18 protein-coding genes and 1 pseudogene are annotated in these 16,126 nt (G+C 64.0%); 5 read left to right on the forward strand and 14 right to left on the reverse strand.

Going from position 1 to position 16,126, the window contains the following annotated elements; all coding sequences use genetic code 11:
* Positions 1–11: 11 nt before the first annotated feature.
* Positions 12–4,374 (reverse strand): annotated as a pseudogene (locus ACTTAI_RS00310) (strawberry notch-like NTP hydrolase domain-containing protein).
* Positions 4,375–4,550: 176 nt separating this feature from the next.
* Here ACTTAI_RS00310 and ACTTAI_RS00315 point away from each other — a divergent pair.
* Positions 4,551–4,847, forward strand: a complete 297-nt coding sequence (locus tag ACTTAI_RS00315; RefSeq protein WP_444451387.1) for a hypothetical protein — start codon at positions 4,551–4,553, stop codon at positions 4,845–4,847.
* 185 nt (positions 4,848–5,032) lie between these two features.
* Here ACTTAI_RS00315 and ACTTAI_RS00320 read toward each other — a convergent pair whose 3' ends face one another.
* From ACTTAI_RS00320 to ACTTAI_RS00375, 12 genes are all read right to left on the reverse strand, one after another.
* The gene (locus ACTTAI_RS00320) at positions 5,033–5,581 is read right to left on the reverse strand and encodes a GNAT family N-acetyltransferase (RefSeq protein ID WP_444451389.1); all 549 of its coding nucleotides are present in this window, start codon (positions 5,579–5,581) and stop codon (positions 5,033–5,035) included.
* Positions 5,582–5,890 (reverse strand): type II toxin-antitoxin system TacA family antitoxin, encoded by a 309-nt coding sequence (locus tag ACTTAI_RS00325; RefSeq protein WP_444451391.1) that lies wholly within the window; start codon positions 5,888–5,890, stop codon positions 5,582–5,584.
* 88 nt (positions 5,891–5,978) lie between these two features.
* Complete coding sequence (locus ACTTAI_RS00330) at positions 5,979–6,623, reverse strand: antitoxin of toxin-antitoxin stability system (RefSeq protein WP_444451393.1); 645 nt, start codon at positions 6,621–6,623, stop codon at positions 5,979–5,981.
* Entirely contained in the window at positions 6,616–7,035 is a 420-nt protein-coding gene (locus tag ACTTAI_RS00335) for a hypothetical protein (protein WP_444451394.1), read from the reverse strand. The genes ACTTAI_RS00330 and ACTTAI_RS00335 overlap by 8 nt, the downstream gene beginning before the upstream one ends.
* 75 nt (positions 7,036–7,110) lie before the next feature.
* Positions 7,111–7,392: a hypothetical protein gene (locus ACTTAI_RS00340; RefSeq protein WP_444451396.1), complete on the reverse strand. Its 282-nt coding sequence runs from the start codon at positions 7,390–7,392 to the stop codon at positions 7,111–7,113.
* A gap of 100 nt (positions 7,393–7,492) precedes the next feature.
* On the reverse strand, positions 7,493–8,008 hold the full coding sequence (locus ACTTAI_RS00345) for a DNA repair protein RadC (RefSeq protein ID WP_444451398.1): 516 nt from the start codon (positions 8,006–8,008) through the stop codon (positions 7,493–7,495).
* Between the two features lie 110 nt (positions 8,009–8,118).
* The gene (locus ACTTAI_RS00350; RefSeq protein ID WP_444451400.1) at positions 8,119–8,562 is read right to left on the reverse strand and encodes a JAB domain-containing protein; all 444 of its coding nucleotides are present in this window, start codon (positions 8,560–8,562) and stop codon (positions 8,119–8,121) included.
* A 126-nt stretch (positions 8,563–8,688) separates the two neighbouring features.
* The gene (locus ACTTAI_RS00355) at positions 8,689–9,888 is read right to left on the reverse strand and encodes a DUF932 domain-containing protein (protein WP_444451402.1); all 1,200 of its coding nucleotides are present in this window, start codon (positions 9,886–9,888) and stop codon (positions 8,689–8,691) included.
* A gap of 163 nt (positions 9,889–10,051) precedes the next feature.
* Positions 10,052–10,438, reverse strand: coding sequence for a hypothetical protein (locus tag ACTTAI_RS00360; RefSeq protein WP_444451404.1), 387 nt, complete (start codon positions 10,436–10,438; stop codon positions 10,052–10,054).
* Between the two features lie 60 nt (positions 10,439–10,498).
* Positions 10,499–10,810, reverse strand: coding sequence for a type II toxin-antitoxin system RelE/ParE family toxin (locus tag ACTTAI_RS00365; protein ID WP_444451405.1), 312 nt, complete (start codon positions 10,808–10,810; stop codon positions 10,499–10,501).
* Positions 10,788–11,042, reverse strand: a complete 255-nt coding sequence (locus tag ACTTAI_RS00370) for a type II toxin-antitoxin system ParD family antitoxin (RefSeq protein WP_444451407.1) — start codon at positions 11,040–11,042, stop codon at positions 10,788–10,790. Before ACTTAI_RS00370 ends, ACTTAI_RS00365 begins: the two co-directional genes overlap by 23 nt.
* Before the next feature lie 143 nt (positions 11,043–11,185).
* Complete coding sequence (locus tag ACTTAI_RS00375; protein WP_444451409.1) at positions 11,186–11,590, reverse strand: single-stranded DNA-binding protein; 405 nt, start codon at positions 11,588–11,590, stop codon at positions 11,186–11,188.
* A gap of 424 nt (positions 11,591–12,014) precedes the next feature.
* On the opposite strand from ACTTAI_RS00375, the gene ACTTAI_RS00380 reads away from it, so the two are divergent.
* The 4 genes from ACTTAI_RS00380 to ACTTAI_RS00395 all read left to right on the forward strand — a co-directional run bounded on the left by ACTTAI_RS00380 (position 12,015) and on the right by ACTTAI_RS00395 (position 15,278).
* Positions 12,015–12,335: an H-NS histone family protein gene (locus ACTTAI_RS00380; RefSeq protein ID WP_444451411.1), complete on the forward strand. Its 321-nt coding sequence runs from the start codon at positions 12,015–12,017 to the stop codon at positions 12,333–12,335.
* Between the two features lie 282 nt (positions 12,336–12,617).
* Complete coding sequence (locus tag ACTTAI_RS00385) at positions 12,618–13,094, forward strand: thermonuclease family protein (protein WP_444451207.1); 477 nt, start codon at positions 12,618–12,620, stop codon at positions 13,092–13,094.
* A gap of 291 nt (positions 13,095–13,385) precedes the next feature.
* Positions 13,386–14,474 carry a hypothetical protein gene (locus tag ACTTAI_RS00390; RefSeq protein ID WP_444451209.1) on the forward strand — a complete coding sequence of 363 codons (1,089 nt, stop codon included), beginning with the start codon at positions 13,386–13,388 and terminating at the stop codon, positions 14,472–14,474.
* 288 nt (positions 14,475–14,762) lie between these two features.
* On the forward strand, positions 14,763–15,278 hold the full coding sequence (locus ACTTAI_RS00395) for a hypothetical protein (RefSeq protein WP_444451427.1): 516 nt from the start codon (positions 14,763–14,765) through the stop codon (positions 15,276–15,278).
* A gap of 314 nt (positions 15,279–15,592) precedes the next feature.
* Here the strand turns inward: ACTTAI_RS00395 and ACTTAI_RS00400 are convergent, their stop codons facing one another.
* The gene (locus ACTTAI_RS00400; RefSeq protein ID WP_444451211.1) at positions 15,593–16,066 is read right to left on the reverse strand and encodes a hypothetical protein; all 474 of its coding nucleotides are present in this window, start codon (positions 16,064–16,066) and stop codon (positions 15,593–15,595) included.
* Positions 16,067–16,126: the final 60 nt, after the last annotated feature.

Consider the following 16,126-nt stretch of genomic DNA (forward strand, 5'->3'; position numbering starts at 1 on the left):
AGGCACACTCGTTAACACGTCCGGGCATTTAGGGCTTGGACGGGGAAGCGTGCAAGCAGGCGCTCCAGCGCCGCAATGCCGCAGGCATCGGTCGGACAGAAGAGCCGCAGCTTCCAGCTGATGATCTCCGAGAAGAAGCCATCGGCCTTGAGCCGATCTTTTTGCACCTCGGCAAAGCCAGAAAGCTCGATGCGGTTGACGCCCATAACGCGGGAGCGGTGCAACTCCATCCCCTCGGCCAAGCGCACGGTGGTTTTGCCCTCCAGAACCAGGGCATGCACTTGCGCCGCCGAGAGCTCCGGCGCATCGCTCGCCAACGCAGTCGCAACCCAGGCGGGCGAGACCCTGCGCCCGATGATACGCTGCCCGTCATCGGTCTGCAGGCGATAGACGCGGGTTTCGTCTTGGGGAAGCTGCTTCCAGATCGGCAGCAGCAGGCCCGCGACGATGTGGAGCGTGGATTCCGAGAACTCCGGCACCTCGGCCAGTTCCGCGGTCCAGGCGGCGGCAAAGGCCGCGCGGTCGGCTTCCAGCCAGTGGGTGTCTTCCATCATCTTGGCAGGCAGCGTGCCCGCCTCGGTCGGACGGATCAGCCGCAGACGCGGCTCGATGGTACCATCATCCAGCATCAGGCTGGTGGCGGGCACCTCGACCGCCGCCCGGCCCGAGCGGCTGTTGACCAGAAGGCGTGCCTGTCTGTCGTCGAGCCAATCGAGCGCATCCGCGAGCGCGGTCGGTGTGTTGCGGCGCTTTTCCGCGATGGTGAGAAGCTGGGTTTCCGCGCCGGAACCGGGATGGGTGTAGATGACGCGGGCATCCGTGACGCGAAAGCTCTCGGCGCGCAGAGTCTCGAGCCCGAGGTCATAGACCCCGGCGGCGATGGCCCCTTCGATCCGCGCATCGAGCAGCTCCTCGAAGGCCGAGAAGAGCACGGCCTGCATGTCGATCGTCAGCGCGAGCAGACGATTGAGGAAGGTCGTGATCGGGGGCAGGTCATCTTTGAGCCCGTTGTCATCGGTCAGGTTGAGGCCCGTGACATCCTCGAAGTCGCCAAGCGAGCAACCCGCCACATCGCCGCGATAGAGGCGCCGGTAGAGCTGGCGCAGCGCATCGCGGGCGTAAGGGCTCTCAAGGTTGTCCTCGGGGCGAAAGAGTCCCTGCCCGCCGGTCTGACGCTGACCGCGCGTGATCGCGCCGAGCGTGTCGAGACGGCGCGCGATGGTCGACAGAAACCGCTTCTCCGCCTTCACATCGGTGGCCACCGGGCGAAAGAGCGGCGGCTGCGCCTGATTGGTTCGGTTGGTGCGGCCCAAACCCTGGATCGCTGCATCTGCCTTCCAGCCGGGTTCAAGAAGGTAATGGACCCGCAGGCGCTGGTTCTTCGCGCCGAGATCGGCGTGATAGCTGCGCCCGGTGCCCCCCGCATCGGAAAAGATCAGGATGCGCTTTTGATCATCCATGAAGGCGGCGGTTTCCGCGAGGTTGGCGGAACCGGCGCGGGTTTCGACGACGAGCCGCGCCGCGTGCCCCTCGCCCTTGCGCACGATCCGGCGCGAGCGGCCCGTGACCTCGGCCACGAGATCGGTGCCAAAGCGCTGCACGATCTGGTCGAGCGCCCCCGGCACGGGCGGCAGCGAGGCCAGCTTTTCGATCAGCGCATCGCGCCGGCGGGCGGCCTCGCGACATTCGACCGGCTGGCCGTCGCGCACCACGGGCCGCGAGGAGAGATTGCCCTCGCTGTCGGTGAAAGGCTCGTAGAGCTGCACCGGAAAGGAATGGGCGAGGTAGTCCAGGACATACTCCCTGGGAGTGATGTCACAACGGATGTCGTTCCAGTCCTCGGTCGGGATCTCCGACAGGCGCCGCTCCATCAGCGCCTCGCCGGTCGAGACGATCTGGATCACGGCCGCATGGCCCGCAGCGAGATCGGCCTCGATGGCGCTGATCAGCGTGGGGGTTTTCATCGAGGTGAGCAGATGACCGAAGAAGCGTTGCTTGGCGCTCTCGAAGGCCGACCGCGCCGCCGATTTGGCCTGACGGTTCAGCGTGCCGCTCTCGCCGGTGATGTTCGCCGCTTCCAAAGCCGCGGAGAGATTGTTGTGGATGATGGCGAATGCCCCGGCATAGGCATCGTAGATGCGGCGCTGTTCGGGGGGTGAGCGCATGTTCGAGCATCTCGTATTCGACGCCATCATAGGAAAGCGAGCGCGCGGTATAGAGCCCGAGCGCGCGCAGATCGCGCGCGAGGACCTCCATCGCCGCGACCCCTCCGGCCTCGATCGCCTCAACGAATTCGGCGCGGGTGGCAAAAAGGAAAGTCGTCCCCACCCCAGAGCCCAAGGCGCTGCGCATAGGCAAGGTTGTGCACCGTCGTGGCCCCGGTCGCCGAGACATAGACCACACGGGCATTGGGCAGCCTGTGCTGCAAGCGCAGACCCGCCCTGCCCTGCAATGAGGCCGCCTGATCTCCACGCTCGCCCTTCGCGACAGCCGCATTCGCCATGGCATGGCTTTCATCAAAGAGGATCACCCCGTCGAAATCCTCCCCCAGCCAGTCGACGATCTGATCGACGCGGGATTTCTTCGCGCCGCGCTCCTCCGAGCGCAGCGTCGCATAGGTGGTGAAAAGAATGCCCTCGGAGAGCGGGATGTCGCGCCCCTGCGCGAAACGCGAGAGCGGCGTCACCAGAAGCCGCTCCTGACCAAGTGCCGACCAGTCGCGTTGCGCATCCTCGAGAAGCTTGTCGCTCTTGGAAATCCAGAGCGCCTTGCGACGGCCCTGCGCCCAGTTGTCGAGCAGGATCCCGGCCGACTGGCGGCCCTTGCCAGCACCCGTGCCGTCGCCGAGGAAAAAAGCCGCGGCGGAAGCGGACAGCGTCGGCGGCATCGTCGGGCGCGGCCGAGACCATGTCGCCGGTTTCATCGACGGTCCACGATCCCGCGAGATGCGCAGAATGCGCCTCGCCCGCGTAGATCACGGTCTCCAGCTGAGCGTCAGACAACAGGCCATCGCGCAGGACGGCGGCGGGCAGTTTGGGGCGGTAGCTGGGTTTCGGGGGGCGCGACCGAGGCCATGGCGGCCGATTGCACCAGCTTGGTCGGGTGCGCCGCCGCGCCGGGGATCTCGATGGCCTGCAGGCGGAAGGTCTCGTAGATCGCATCCGACATCTGCGCCGTAGAGCCATCCTCGGCGCTATCGCGCAACGCATAGTCGAGCGCCTCCGTTGCGATCGGCGCCAGGACTGGTGCGGGCCGCGCCGCAGACGTCGCGCGTGCGGGGGTGATGATCCTGCGCGCGGCGGGGGCAGGATTTTCCCGGAAGGGGAGGGAAGGCCCCTGCCCCGCCGGTTCGACCGGATCGAGCGCGAGGCGCGGCGGGACATCGGTCACGATCCGCGACAAGAGATGCGCCACATCCGGGGACATCGGCGAACGCAGGTCAGCCGTGATGCCGCCCTTCTCGCCGCCACGGCATTTGTCGAAGACCGAGATCCGCGTCTCGAAGCTGGTGCCGTGCCTCGCGAAGGCGGCACCTGAGACCGCGCCGGTGAACACCAGATGCGCGGTTTCCGTGAGGCGCGCGAAAGCCTCGGCCCAAGCCGGGGTGTTGGGCGCGAAGCCCGCCCCCGTGATGGCGACCAGCCGCCCGCCCGGCGCAAGACGCGCCAGCGCCGAGCGCAGATGCCGCGCCGTTGCCTCGGTGGTGCGGCCGTCGACATTGGCGAGGGCCGAGAAGGGCGGGTTCATCAAGATGACGCTCGGGCGCAGCCTTACTTCGAGATGATCGTCGATCTGCGCGGCGTCAAAACGGGTGACGGGGCGGCCCGGGAAAAGCCGTTGCAGAAGATCGGCGCGGGTGCCCGCCAATTCGTTCAGCGCAAGATTGCCCCCCGCGATCTCGGCCAGGATCGCCAGAAGCCCGGTCCCGGCCGAGGGCTCGAGCACCAGATCACGGGGCGTGATCTGCGCTGCGGCAAGGGCCGCCAGCCCCATCGGCAGCGGCGTCGAGAATTGCTGGAACCGCTCCATCTCCTCCGAGCGGCGGGTATGGCTCGGCAGAAGATCCGCGACCTTCGTCAGGATGGGCAGCAGCGCCGCAGGCGAGCCCGCCCGGGCGAGAAGCGCGCGACCGAATTTCCGCAGGAAGAGGACAAGCGCCACCTCGCCCGCCTCGTAGGCGAGTTTCCAATCCCAGGCGCCCGACGCATCCGAGCCACCAAAGGCGCGCTCCATCTCAAGCCGCAGACGCGCAGCGTCGATCGGCGTGCCATGCGCCAGATCGGGCTGCAGCGCTTCGGCAACAGCGAGGATCGCCGGCGCCGGGTCCGTGGGCCGAAGGGGCGGCAAAGGTGCAACAGGAGGAAGAAAGGTCATCGGGAAACTCCGGAATGAGGGATAGGGCCAGCCCGGACACCCTCTCTCGGGCACCCTCAGGCCTGCCCTTTCCCGACCCATCTCTCCCTCTCGACCCTCTGGTCTCCCGGCGCCCGGCTTGATTTTGTTCCCGCTTTGTTCTATCTTGAGAACCACGCCAGCAGGGGAGATCGACCATGGAAAGCACCGCGAACGCGCTGCCCGCAACACCCAAGCAGATCGCCTATGCGCGATCGCTCGCCCTGCGCAACGGCACCCTTCTGCCGTGGGACGTGCAGCAGGACCGCCGGACCTTGAGCGGCTGGATCGACGCGCAAGCCCGGATGAAGCCGATGTCTGAGGTGGACCAGCGGCCGACCTCGAAGCAGGTGGCCTTCGCGGAAAAACTCGCCCGGATCAAACGGCGGGCCGTGCCGGAGGAGTGCTTTCGCGACAAGGGGCTGATGTCGAAGTGGATCGACGGAAACAGGTGAAGACGGCACCGGCTGGCGACGCCCTGTGCGGCCGTCCGGAACTCTTGCCACACCCTAGGTTGGCAAACTGAGCGTTGTTGCCAACCTACAGGCTGGCAGCTTGGCTCTTCAGCGGTTCAACCGCGGCCGACCGCCTGTTCGAGCCCGGCCAGATCGGCAGGCGCCGCGTCCTTCATCTGCACGGCTTACTCTTCTGCAATGAGTTTTCGAACGACGCTGACTGGCAAGAACATCCTCAGCGGGTTCGATGCGAGCGGTAGAAAGCCGTAGCTTTCGTATAGCGTCTTGCGGCGGGCCACGCGGTCGGGATCGCCACAGTCGAGGACATCGAGCATGACGACAGCAACGCCAATGGCATCTGAGGCAATCGCAATCCGGCGGAGCGCATCGACAAGCAAATCGCCGCCATACCCGCCCCCGCTGAACTTCTGATCACGCCCGATCATCGAGATATATGCCGCCGGGATGTTACCGTGGGACGGACGTGTCCGCGCGAACTTTGCAGGTAAATCCGCAAAGTGAACGGCGTGCGCATTGAGAGCATAGAAACCGACAACCGTGCCGCCAGGATCGACCATCACATAAAGACGAACATTGTCCGCCTTGGCGAGTTTGTTGGCCGTCTTCTGGAAGTAGTTGTCGACCTGTTCGACGCCGCAAGAAAAAGCCGCTCGATCATGTCTCTCTGGATCGAACGGCTCGATGATGTAAGAGGCCGGTTGCGATGCAGCCATCTACTGCGACACAACCGTTTTGCCATGCCGACGGAAGGCCGAGCGCAAGGCGTCTGTCGCCGCTGCCGGAGCATCGAGTGCCGAGAAAAAGGCGTCATGATCGACCGGCTGCAGCACCGTCCGCTCATGCGCTGCAATCGTTGCCAGCGCTGCCTGGTAGGCGGCATTCATGGTGAAAACGGAATCGTCGACGCCAGAAAGCGCCGCCGCCTGCTGAATCGCTGTTTTGATGCGCGGCTTCGTCCGGAAATTCATCCGGGCCTCGTTACGCTCATCGATCGCGCGCGTGGTGTCGTGGAAACCAAGCATGGCCGCCTCCTGTTTGCATCCAACATGTACGCCACATTGACGTACAAATCAAGGGCTCGGTCGGGAAAGTACTTCGAAAGCAGCGCACTCACCCGAAACGCCGCCCCTCTTCGGTGAAGGTATACGCGTTGACGATGATCCCCTCTTCGATCACCTCATCCGAGGTGAGGTGATCGTATTCGGCCTGAAGCTGGCGGTAGAGCCAGCGGGCCAAATCGCGCAGCACCTCGGCCACGATTTCCTCGGCATCCTCGGTGGGCGGCTGGCAGGTCGGGCTGTCGCGGGTGACGTCAACGGACATGGTATATTCGTGGTAGTAGCGTCCGCGATGGGTCGCCTCGGCGGAGAGCTGATAGAAGTTCCGGCGCTGGATGGTCTGCAGCCGGTCGGCGATGCTGTGCAGCGTCGTGTCGATCGGAGCGTAGACCCGAATGCGCGCGACCGCGCCCTTGGAGTGGGACCAATAGCCCTCGAAGCAGGCACCATCCCCTTGGCTCCAGAACCCGGAGAACCAGATGCAGGGCTTGGCCCGCGTCCCACCGCCCATCAGGCGGATGGGCGTGGTCTTCAAGCGGATGCCGAGGATCTCGCAGATCCGTTCGAAATCCTGATAGACCGCCTCCCACCAATCATCATAGGGCGCGAGGTCGCGATACCAGCTGCGCGCTTTCTCCTTGGCGGCATCCGAGAGTTCGGCGAACTGGTAGACGGTGGTGCAGATCACCTCAGCCATCGATGTCCTCCCCGTTCAGCGCCGCGGCCAGCCATTCGTTCGTGCTGCTCCAACCGATGGATTTGCGCGCACCAAGGTCGATGACATGCGCGCCGCCGCCGAAGGCATCGAGGCGCGGGCGGGAACAGGTCAGGGCATATTGGAAGCCCCAGAGGCCGGTGAGGTCGAGGTCCTCGGCGAGGCGCAGCACGAAGCGGATCACGGCCTCGACATCGCCGTGTTCGTCGTCATGGATCCAGAGGATGCTGCCCTCGGGTGCATCCTGAAGCGCGAGATCGAAGCCCGCGACCTCCGGGTCGTCGGCGTCCTGATCGGCCGCGCGCAAATCGGCAAACAACGCGAGCGCGCGGGCGGCCTTTTCGGTCGTCCCGACATCGATCAGGCACGAAAAATGGGTGAAGTAGTCCGCCATGGGAACCTCCTGAGAGTGAAAAGCCCGGCCAAGGGGCCGGGCGCTGGATTGGAACGAAACGATAGGCGGGCGCGCTTAGCCGGTGCGCTGGTCGCCTGCGGCCTGACGCGCCGCATGTGCGCAAAGCATCTGCCGGTAGAACCGCTTGCGCGCCGCCCGAAACCCGCGAACGGCGCGGGTATCGGAATGAAGCGCCCGGGCCGCCGAGCGAAGGACGGCCAGCGTCGATGCCGTCACCGGCAGACCGAGGCGCAGATAGGCGGGATCGGTCACGTCAGCGGCGCGGCAAAGATCCGGGCCAGATCGACGGCCGAGGGCGCCATCTGCGGTGCGCAGGGTGTCTTCGGTCATGGTCATCGGGTCAACTCCGGTTCGGGAAAAGGGGGAACGCCGGACCGGCGATCTCTCTGCCTGGCGGCGCTCCAAATCCCCCCTGCCCTTCTCGATCTCTCGGCTCTCACGCCGCAACCTGCAGCGCGCGGGCGGCGATGGCACGCCAGAGCGGATCGACAAGACGCCCCTCGAGTTGATCGGCGCGACGGCGCAGATGCGCCACGAACCCATGCTCGCGCCATCCGGCCGCCTGGCTCGCCCGCGCACGCAACCCGCTCGCCTCGCGCAACACCGAGCGGGCCTCGGGCGCGGAGAGGACAGGGTTGCACCAGGCAATCGCGCCGTCCGCCAACTCGCCGGCCAGAACGAGCCGCTCTTCGCGATCGAGGATCACCATCATATGCGGGGCAACATCGGGGCCGACTTCCTGCGCCAGCACGACCGCGGCGAACATCGCGTCAGCGAGCGACGCATAGCGGTCAAGCTCGACCGGACGGTCCTGCCCAGCCATTGCTGCGCCCCTATCCGGGGCGACAAGTTTCAGAACGAAGGGCAGATCGGGGTTGGGAGAGGGGAACGCATCGGCGTCAAAGCACGTCGTCGGTGTCGCCTTTCGCGCGTGGAACTCTTGATCGAACATCTCAGATTCTCCTGCGACGGGGCGGGAAGCCTCTCTCCCCGCCATCACCGTCACCCCAAAACCGCCGCCCTCTTCCTCGAAGGGCGACGGTTCAGGGGCTGGTTTGATCGTCAAAAAAGCTTGCCGAGGGCCCTCAAGCTCAGCTCATAGCCAGCCCCGACGATGATGTGGTCATGCAGCGTCAGGCCGAGATAGCGGCAGCCCTTCTGGATCTCCTTGGTCATGCTGAGATCGGCTTCCGATGGGGTCGCATCCCCCGAAGGGTGGTTGTGGATCAGGATCAGCGCGCTCGCGTTCAGCATCAGCGCCCGCTTGATCACCTCGCGCGGATAGACGGGGACGTGATCGACCGTTCCGGTCGAGAGCAGCTCGTCGGAGATGATGCGGTTCTTGCGGTCGAGATAGAGCACATGGAACTGCTCGATCGGTCCGCGCACGGCGAAGGCACAATAATCGAGCAGCGCCTGCCAGCTGCCGATGACCGGGTTCTGGCTGAGGTATCGGCCGAGGATGTCCCGGGCGTCGAGGATCACGGTTTCTTCCTGGGGGGTCATGGGGGTCTCGCTGAATTGCAAGCGCCGAAGCCCCTGCCCGTTCGGGCGCGGGGTCAGCGGCGTGCGGATGAACGGGAAGAGGAGCGGCCACCACGCAACTGAGTGACCGCTCCGCAGGGTGTCGCCTCAGCCGACCCGGTCGAGCAGCTTCTTGGCGCGCCCTTCCATATCGAGGCGGACATCTTGCTGGGTCTTGTCGCGCGCGAGCCGGGTGATCCCCTGCACGAAGTCGAAGATGCTTTCGGGGGGGCGGCCCTCTTCCATCAGCACCTTCTCGATGATCTTGCCGGATTCGGCTTTCGAGAAGCCACGTTTCCTCAGGAAATCATCACGGTCCTCGTCGGTCCGCGCCACGATCTGCTGCCGTGCGGCCTTGATGCCGTTCACGAATCCCTGCGGCGAGGAATTGGCAAAGCGCGTCAGCGCCGGGGCCGCCTCATATGCGAAGCGCGAGGCCGCGTATTTCGAGTGGCGGATCTTGATCTCCTGAAACTCCTCGACGCCCCAGAGGTTGCGGTTCTGGCACACCGCCCTGAGGTAGAAGCTCGCCATGCCAAGCGTCTTCGCGCCCACTTCGGAGTTCCAGCAGTAGAAGCCCCGGAAGTAGAGATCGGGGGAGCCGTCGGGCAGGCAACCTGCCTCGATCGGGTTGTGATCATCGACGAGGAACAGGAAGACGTCGCGATCAGAGGCATAGAGCGTGGTCGTGTCGCGGCTGATCTCGACATCGGGGTTGTAGACCCCCGTCGACCAGTCGAGCACGCCCGGCACCTTCCAGCGCGTGTCGCCCGTGCCATTGCCCGCGAGGCGCTGCACCGCCTCGACCAGTTCGTAATCGTGGATCCGGCCGTAATCGGGGCCCGTCACGGCGCGCAGTTCGGTGCGGCCATCCTCGGTCTCGAAGGTCTTGACCTGCTCGGCGCGGTGGTTGGAAAGGCCGTATTGCAGGTTGATCCCCGCCAGCGGCGCGGGCAGCTGCCGCAGGTAGGAGGCCGGGGCGCCGACGATGCTGGCGAGCTGGCCGAAGGCCCAATGCGTCGGCGCAACCGGCTCATGCGCTTTCGGCAGGACCAAGTGCAGCCGTTCGGCGCTATCGCGTGCTGCCTCGACGCGAATATCGGCCGTCTGCACCACCTGGCTGCGGCTGCGCTCGGAGCGCCCCTTCACCGATGCCCAGAGATCGTCGAGCGACAGATACCGCTCGTCATCGGGCCGGTTGAACCATTCGGACGACACCCGCCCGTTCCGCTCCCCCCGGCTCACATCCACCTTCCAGCCACCAGCCCGCGCCGGTGCAACCGGATCCAGAACTTCCACAACGCCCATAGGCATTCCTCCGCGACAGGCGCCGGGAGCCTCTCTCCCAGCCCTCAACCCGTCACCGGAAAACCGGCACTCCTCTCACTCTCAAGGACGCTGGCGCGCGAGACGCGGATCGCAGGAGAAGCCCTTGGCTCAAGCGTCGACCGCGTCCATTCCTGCACATAGATCAGGCTTTCCGGGGAGCCCCCAGTCTTGCCACGGCATCAAGAAATGCCTTGTCGAGCACAGGGTTGTCCCATTTGTTCGACGCAGCCATCCAGCGGTCGAGATGGTCCCGAAAACTTGGATCGTCCCGCCGCATGTGGAAGGTGAAGAGGCGGTCGACAATCTCCCGCATCAAGTCCGCCATCTGCTGATCATCGAGATGCGACACCTCACGCCACGGAATCGTCCGACCCGTCCCGTCGACCACGTTCACGTCCGAATAATCGCCTGTCAGAGTCACGGGCTGCAGTCCGGCATGCAAATCCTCCAGCCGCGTGTTGCGGATGCAGATCATGGCCATGATCTTCGAGAGATTGGCCGCGATGCGTTCTTCGTCCTCGACCTTCATGTTCAAGCCCTCTTGGTGATCATCACCCGCTACGGCGCCTGTGGCGGCGCAAGCGTCGGGTCACTCAGTCAGATATGCGGCCCAGTTCTGCCGCGCATGCACGATGCGCAGCACATCAAGCCATTCCGCCTCGATACGGTAGATGATCAGATGCGATCCCGAGCGGTAGAGGCGGACGGGAGGGCGGATTTCGGTCCGCTCGCGCGCTATACCCGGGTGCTGGACCAGCAGGTCCATGTCAGAGGCGAGCCCGCGGATATAGGTTTCAGCCTGCGTGACGGACCACATGCCTGCGCCATAATCCCAGATCGCGTCGAGATCGCTCAGCGCTGCAGGTGAGAGCCGATATTCAACGATCTTCGGCTCTGGCATCTTGTTCCCGCTTGCGGGCAAGAAAAGCCTCCACATCCAGACGCGCACCTCGGCCGCTGGCCAGACCCTCATCGACAATCTGCTGCAACTCGGCAATGGCCTGCTGACGGTCCTGATCACGGCGGATCAGATCGCGCACATAATCACTGGCATTGCTGTAGCGCCCATCTTGGGTCTGAGCCTCGACCCAGGCCTTCATCGGGTCCGGCAGAGAGACGTTCATCGTTGCCATGGTCGCGATCTCCTTCGCAAAAATGGTGACACGATTTGGCAAAGTTTGTCAAACCGTACCGACGCCGTCCTGCGCGACTTGCCATGAGCGCGCAGCGAGCCTGGCGGGTTTCCCCGCCGGGCCCGAGGGGGAGACCCCGTTCCTCAGAACGGGATGTCGTCGTCGCGGTCGACCAGCTCGGGGGACTCAAACTCGGCCGCCTTCGGGCGGCTCAGGAAGTCGACCTTCTCGGCGATGATCTCGCAGCCGTAGCGGTCGGTCCCCGCGCTGTCGGTCCACTTGGTGTAGTGGATACGGCCGTGGACGAGGACCTTCATGCCCTTTTCGCAGTGCTCAGCGACCGTCTTGCCCAGACCGTTGAAGCAGGTGATGCGGTGCCATTCCGTGTCCATGATCCGGTAGCCGTTCTCGTCGCGCAGGACGCGACCTTCCGAGAGGCGGGGGCGCGAGGTGGCGAGGCTGAAGTTGGTGATCTTGGTGCCGCCCTGGGTGGTGCGGATTTCGGGGGCCTGACCGATGTTGCCGGCGAGGATGACGATGTTCTGCATGGTAAGCTCCTGTGTGTCCTGTCTTCGGGACCGTCCCTTCGACAAGACCCGGAAAAAGCCCGTCGGTTGACGCGTGCACGGGGGACGGAACGGACGCCGGAAACCCCCAGAGGACCGGGGTGGAGCGGGCAGGACGCCAAAGGCGGCCAACACGGCCCGGGCTGACGCGGGGTTGCGCGCAGGAGGCCGAACGGGATTAGGGGATTGTCAGTCGAAGGGATGGCCCAGAAGACAGAGAGGCGCGGGGAGCCCCTGCCAGAACTTGTCACCTTGCAAATCGGAACTGTCTGCCCCCCGTTCAGCCCCCATTGGCGAAAACATCGATCATCAGCCTTTGCCACCCCAGCCCTTGCCTGCCGGGAGTTGCGGCACCCCGCCGCGACAGGCTATCAATACCGGAATATTCAAGACACGGACCGCATACATGGCTGATTTCGATCTCGAGGCACTGTCGCTCAGCGAACTGAAGAAAATGCAGAAGGACGTCGCCAAGGCGATCTCCACCTATCAAGACCGGCAGAAGGCGGAAGCCCGCGCCAAGCTGGAATCTCTCGCCCGAGATTTGGGCTACTCCCTCGCCGAACTCGTCGGCACGGCGACGAAAATCACCCGCGCGCCTGCCGCTGCGAAATATCGCCACCCTGAGAATGCGGCGGTCACCTGGTCCGGCCGTGGGCGCAAACCGCAGTGGTTCGTGGATGCGCTGGCTGCGGGGAATACCGCAAGCGACCTCGCTATCGGTTGAAGGAAAGCGGCAACGCGCTCCGCCCTCTGCGGACTTGGGGCTAAATCCACGTCGCGCTTTAGTATGCCGTGACACTGCCGTCGACGGAACGCATCCTTTGCAAAGGCAACGAAGAAGAGCGCGGATCGTATTCGCGAGACCATCGAGGTGGATCGCAAAGATCCCAGCGCAAGTCTGTCTGAGCTGATTGGAGGCGGCAGCGACGGCCCCACGGCCCTTCCAGATGTACCGGAGACTTCCTGCTGTAATTGCATTTTGGCGCGACCGGGGTAACCTGACCCAATGAAGCACATTTTCGCATCCGTATTTCTCGCCGCCGCGGTCACCGCCCAACTTGCCTGGTCGGAGACCATCGCTGGCACCGCCTCGGTGATCGACGGCGACACTCTTGAGATCCACGGCACCCGCATTCGCTTGAGCGCGATCGACGCGATCGAGAGCCGCCAGCTCTGCACCCACTCGGACGGACGCAAATGGAACTGCGGCAAGGATGCGGCTTTTGCCCTCGCGAACAAGATCGGTCGGGCACCCGTCTCATGCGAAGTGAGCGGGACCGATCGGTATCGCCGCTCGGTCGCCGTCTGCTCGCTGCGCGGTGAAGACCTCAATGGCTGGCTGGTCGAGAACGGTTGGGCCGTTGCTTACCGTCGATATGGCACCGACTATGTTCCCGCAGAAGATCGTGCCCGCGCAGCGGGCCGTGGTATATGGGCGAGCAACTTCGTCATGCCGTGGGATTGGCGACAAGGAGTGCGCTGAAACTTGCTCCGTCATGATCGGGTCGTAAGCTGACTGTGTCGGCGGCCTCCACCGCGGCATTCTCGAGTCGAGGCTGAGCGGCCAGTCGAGGCCGCTCGAATTTCGCAGCGTAGCCTCCCAGAACCGGGCACTCGGGCGGGCGTGCCACTTTAATTAACTGCGGAGTACCAGCAGTGCGGGACAAAGCGCTAATCCATTGACGATGGTAGCATCGTAATCCCCCGGATCACTAGCTTGTTCAGATCTTCTTGAGCAAATAACCTAGGGCAATCTGACCGGAGGGAAGACTCATTGAGATACCTGAGATGGTTCGTCGCGTGCATCGCAATTCATACTGGGACGATTTCCACAGCGATAGCATTAGAGCTCGACGCAAGACTTTCGAACACAGGTGCCACCTTCGTGCTGGATGGTGTCATTGAGCCCGGCGATGCAGACCGGTTCAAAGCTTATTATGAAGAGAAGGCGGATGGATTTTCGTTCGCGGTCGCGCTCAACAGCCCGGGCGGAAACATGGCGGAGGGGATCCGGCTGGGCCGACTTTTCCGGGAGCTTGGAATCGACACGTACGTGATCAAGTATCCCAGGCGACCGGCGAATATGGGGCAGTTCGACTACTCTGCTGTTCAAGCGATACCGGGCGCGCAATGCGCTTCAGCCTGCGCCCTAGCGTTCATGTGGGGGATTGAACGGATCGTGCTACCAGGTGGGGCCGTGGGGCTTCACCAGTTTTACGGCGGCGACCCACAACTGTCATACGCCGACACGATGGCGAGCACCCAGACCACGTCGGCAATAGTGGCACTATACCTTCGGGAGATGGGGGCTTCGCCGGAGCTTTTTGAACGGATGTCGATCACCCCTCCAGATCAGCTGTTTATTCCGACCCCGGAAGAGCTAAGCGCGCTCGGTATCACGACCACCCTTGCGTTTCAGGGATTTCGGCTCATGCCTAAGGATGGAGAGATTGTCGCGACTGCTACTAATCCCGGGAACGCAACTGCTCTTGAGCGTGTGTACGAGGTCGAGACTTTCTGCTGGAAAGGTCACCCGATGATCAACCTCTACGCGGAAAGCGCGGCAGAGGGGCTACCGCCTCAAATGGCGAACCCAGATACGACTCACTTCAAAGGTTTCTGGGTTAAGACACGCCTCGGTAACAAGTCGTTCGGAAACGAGAGCGCCCGCTATTATGCAGACCAACGGCTCTTGGCGACACTAATCCTTGACCCAGAGACCGCGTTAGCGCTCGCGACCGGTCCCGCCAGGTTTTCGGTTAACAGCTACACCTCTTCTGGCGTATTTCTTTCCGCTGAGATTGACGGTGGGCAGGGCGGGGATGAGGCGATTAGGGCAAGCTTCAAAGGCTGCCTCCCGTAGACTGCCGCCCCGCAATTTGAGCGGCTCAAGCGGAAAGAGCACGAAAGATACGTTGCACCTCGAACCAGAACAGCATCTGGTCATCTGGGCCAAACGGCCAAGCATTACACCTAAGCCATCGACGTGCCCGGCCCCGAGCGGTCGGTCGAGTGCGCAGCGATGCCACAGTGCGGCTTCTCCAGAACGGACAATCAGACGTATGCGCCGTCTCTGCCCCATTGAGATCGTCGGTTCCAGCCGGTCGCCTGAACAGCGATCTTCCTTCTGAAGTTTCAGAAGGAGGCCGTGATGGCGGATGGAGGCGAAGGTTTTGGTGGCCGGATCGATGTGATTTCGCGGACACGGGGTTACCGTCGTTGGCCGGACGAGGTGAAGGCGCGGGCGGGGCGTCTGGCCTTGCCGGAGGAGGCGGTGTCGGACTTCGCCGCCGCTTTCGTGCCGCTGTCGGTGAAGCCAGCGGTTGACGGCGACGCGGCGGCCGCGACCGACGGCATCGCCGGTTGGCCAATCGGCGATGGGCGCACCAGCGCACCGTTTTGGCCCTCGGGAAGTGAGGCTGAAGCCTCACCCGAAGGGATCATACTCCGAGATGATCACGACCTCGTCGCCGTCGATTTCATCGGCGGGGACGGCGCCAAAAGTTCCATCCCCTGCCTGAAAGACGACGATCGAGACCATGAGCGTGGCGGCGAGGGAGGCTGCGAAGGCGTGAGCATCTTTGCGGGACATCTGTTTGGCTCCTGTTTGGGAGGCGGGGGACCGTCCCCCGCGCGACAGGACCCCGCAGGCCCGAAGACTGGCTGACATCACCGGGTGCGTTCGGACCCCTGGCCGAATCCGCCCGGCGGCACGGGCTCGCCCGTAGTCCGACCCCTTGCGGGTTGATCTCGAAGACGGGAATCGGGGCAAGGAAGGGAATGGCGAGCGGGGGATGGTCCCCCAACGACAGGAGCCGGTTGTCCCGCTGATGCTTGCGCCGCCAGCCTCCCGGCCACGCTCTTGGTTGAAGAGCTCCGTCTTTGGTGGATGGAACCTATGGCGCTCCGCGGTATCGCGGGGCGAGGTTGTGGTCGGTGAGGGGTCGGCCCGCGGGCCTGCCCCTCACGCCTTGACAGGGCTCAGGCGGCCAGGTCTGCGCCCCCTGCCCTATCGCTGTCCGCAGTGCCGACGATTTCGAGACGGGCGTTGCGATAGCCCTCCCGCGCAATCCAGAGCTCGGCCGCGGTGATGGATTCAGCCAGATGCAACAGTTCGGTGTTGCCGCCGAAGTCCAGAAGAACACGCACCTGTCCGGCTTTGGGTTCCTCGGCCACCTCGAAGACCAGTCGGCTGTCCGCCGAATGGCTGCGCATGATGGTAACGAGAATGACCCCGTCCGAGGAGAAGTTCCCCTCATGCAGCGTGAAGGAGGCCGGTGCCGTCCAGGTCGGATAGGCACGGGGCGGTTCCTTCTTCACGAGACGGCCGACGCCGTTCGATCGCTCCCAGGCCGCGAGCTTTTTGGTGAAGCGTGCGGGCGGTCTCGGACTGCCGTCGGTGTAGCGGATCAGCGCCCCGAGCGGGGCTGTGTCGATGATGGTCGTTGCAGACATGGTTCCTCATCCCGAATGCGAGCATTCGCATTCATCATATTGATATTAATAATGTTTTCA

Source organism: Rhodobacter capsulatus (assembly GCF_052363175.1).
Classification (GTDB): Bacteria; Pseudomonadota; Alphaproteobacteria; order Rhodobacterales; family Rhodobacteraceae; genus Rhodobacter; species Rhodobacter capsulatus_D.

What these genes read in the sequence shown, in the direction of transcription:
- ACTTAI_RS00315 (WP_444451387.1), top strand. Translation starts at nt 4,551, where the DNA reads ATGGAAAGCACCGCGAACGCGCTGCCCGCAACACCCAAGCAGATCGCC.
- ACTTAI_RS00320 (WP_444451389.1), bottom strand. Translation starts at nt 5,581, where the DNA reads ATGGCTGCATCGCAACCGGCCTCTTACATCATCGAGCCGTTCGATCCA.
- ACTTAI_RS00325 (WP_444451391.1), bottom strand. Translation starts at nt 5,890, where the DNA reads ATGCTTGGTTTCCACGACACCACGCGCGCGATCGATGAGCGTAACGAG.
- ACTTAI_RS00330 (WP_444451393.1), bottom strand. Translation starts at nt 6,623, where the DNA reads ATGGCTGAGGTGATCTGCACCACCGTCTACCAGTTCGCCGAACTCTCG.
- ACTTAI_RS00335 (WP_444451394.1), bottom strand. Translation starts at nt 7,035, where the DNA reads ATGGCGGACTACTTCACCCATTTTTCGTGCCTGATCGATGTCGGGACG.
- ACTTAI_RS00340 (WP_444451396.1), bottom strand. Translation starts at nt 7,392, where the DNA reads ATGACCATGACCGAAGACACCCTGCGCACCGCAGATGGCGCCCTCGGC.
- ACTTAI_RS00345 (WP_444451398.1), bottom strand. Translation starts at nt 8,008, where the DNA reads ATGTTCGATCAAGAGTTCCACGCGCGAAAGGCGACACCGACGACGTGC.
- ACTTAI_RS00350 (WP_444451400.1), bottom strand. Translation starts at nt 8,562, where the DNA reads ATGACCCCCCAGGAAGAAACCGTGATCCTCGACGCCCGGGACATCCTC.
- ACTTAI_RS00355 (WP_444451402.1), bottom strand. Translation starts at nt 9,888, where the DNA reads ATGGGCGTTGTGGAAGTTCTGGATCCGGTTGCACCGGCGCGGGCTGGT.
- ACTTAI_RS00360 (WP_444451404.1), bottom strand. Translation starts at nt 10,438, where the DNA reads ATGAAGGTCGAGGACGAAGAACGCATCGCGGCCAATCTCTCGAAGATC.
- ACTTAI_RS00365 (WP_444451405.1), bottom strand. Translation starts at nt 10,810, where the DNA reads ATGCCAGAGCCGAAGATCGTTGAATATCGGCTCTCACCTGCAGCGCTG.
- ACTTAI_RS00370 (WP_444451407.1), bottom strand. Translation starts at nt 11,042, where the DNA reads ATGGCAACGATGAACGTCTCTCTGCCGGACCCGATGAAGGCCTGGGTC.
- ACTTAI_RS00375 (WP_444451409.1), bottom strand. Translation starts at nt 11,590, where the DNA reads ATGCAGAACATCGTCATCCTCGCCGGCAACATCGGTCAGGCCCCCGAA.
- ACTTAI_RS00380 (WP_444451411.1), top strand. Translation starts at nt 12,015, where the DNA reads ATGGCTGATTTCGATCTCGAGGCACTGTCGCTCAGCGAACTGAAGAAA.
- ACTTAI_RS00385 (WP_444451207.1), top strand. Translation starts at nt 12,618, where the DNA reads ATGAAGCACATTTTCGCATCCGTATTTCTCGCCGCCGCGGTCACCGCC.
- ACTTAI_RS00395 (WP_444451427.1), top strand. Translation starts at nt 14,763, where the DNA reads ATGGCGGATGGAGGCGAAGGTTTTGGTGGCCGGATCGATGTGATTTCG.
- ACTTAI_RS00400 (WP_444451211.1), bottom strand. Translation starts at nt 16,066, where the DNA reads ATGTCTGCAACGACCATCATCGACACAGCCCCGCTCGGGGCGCTGATC.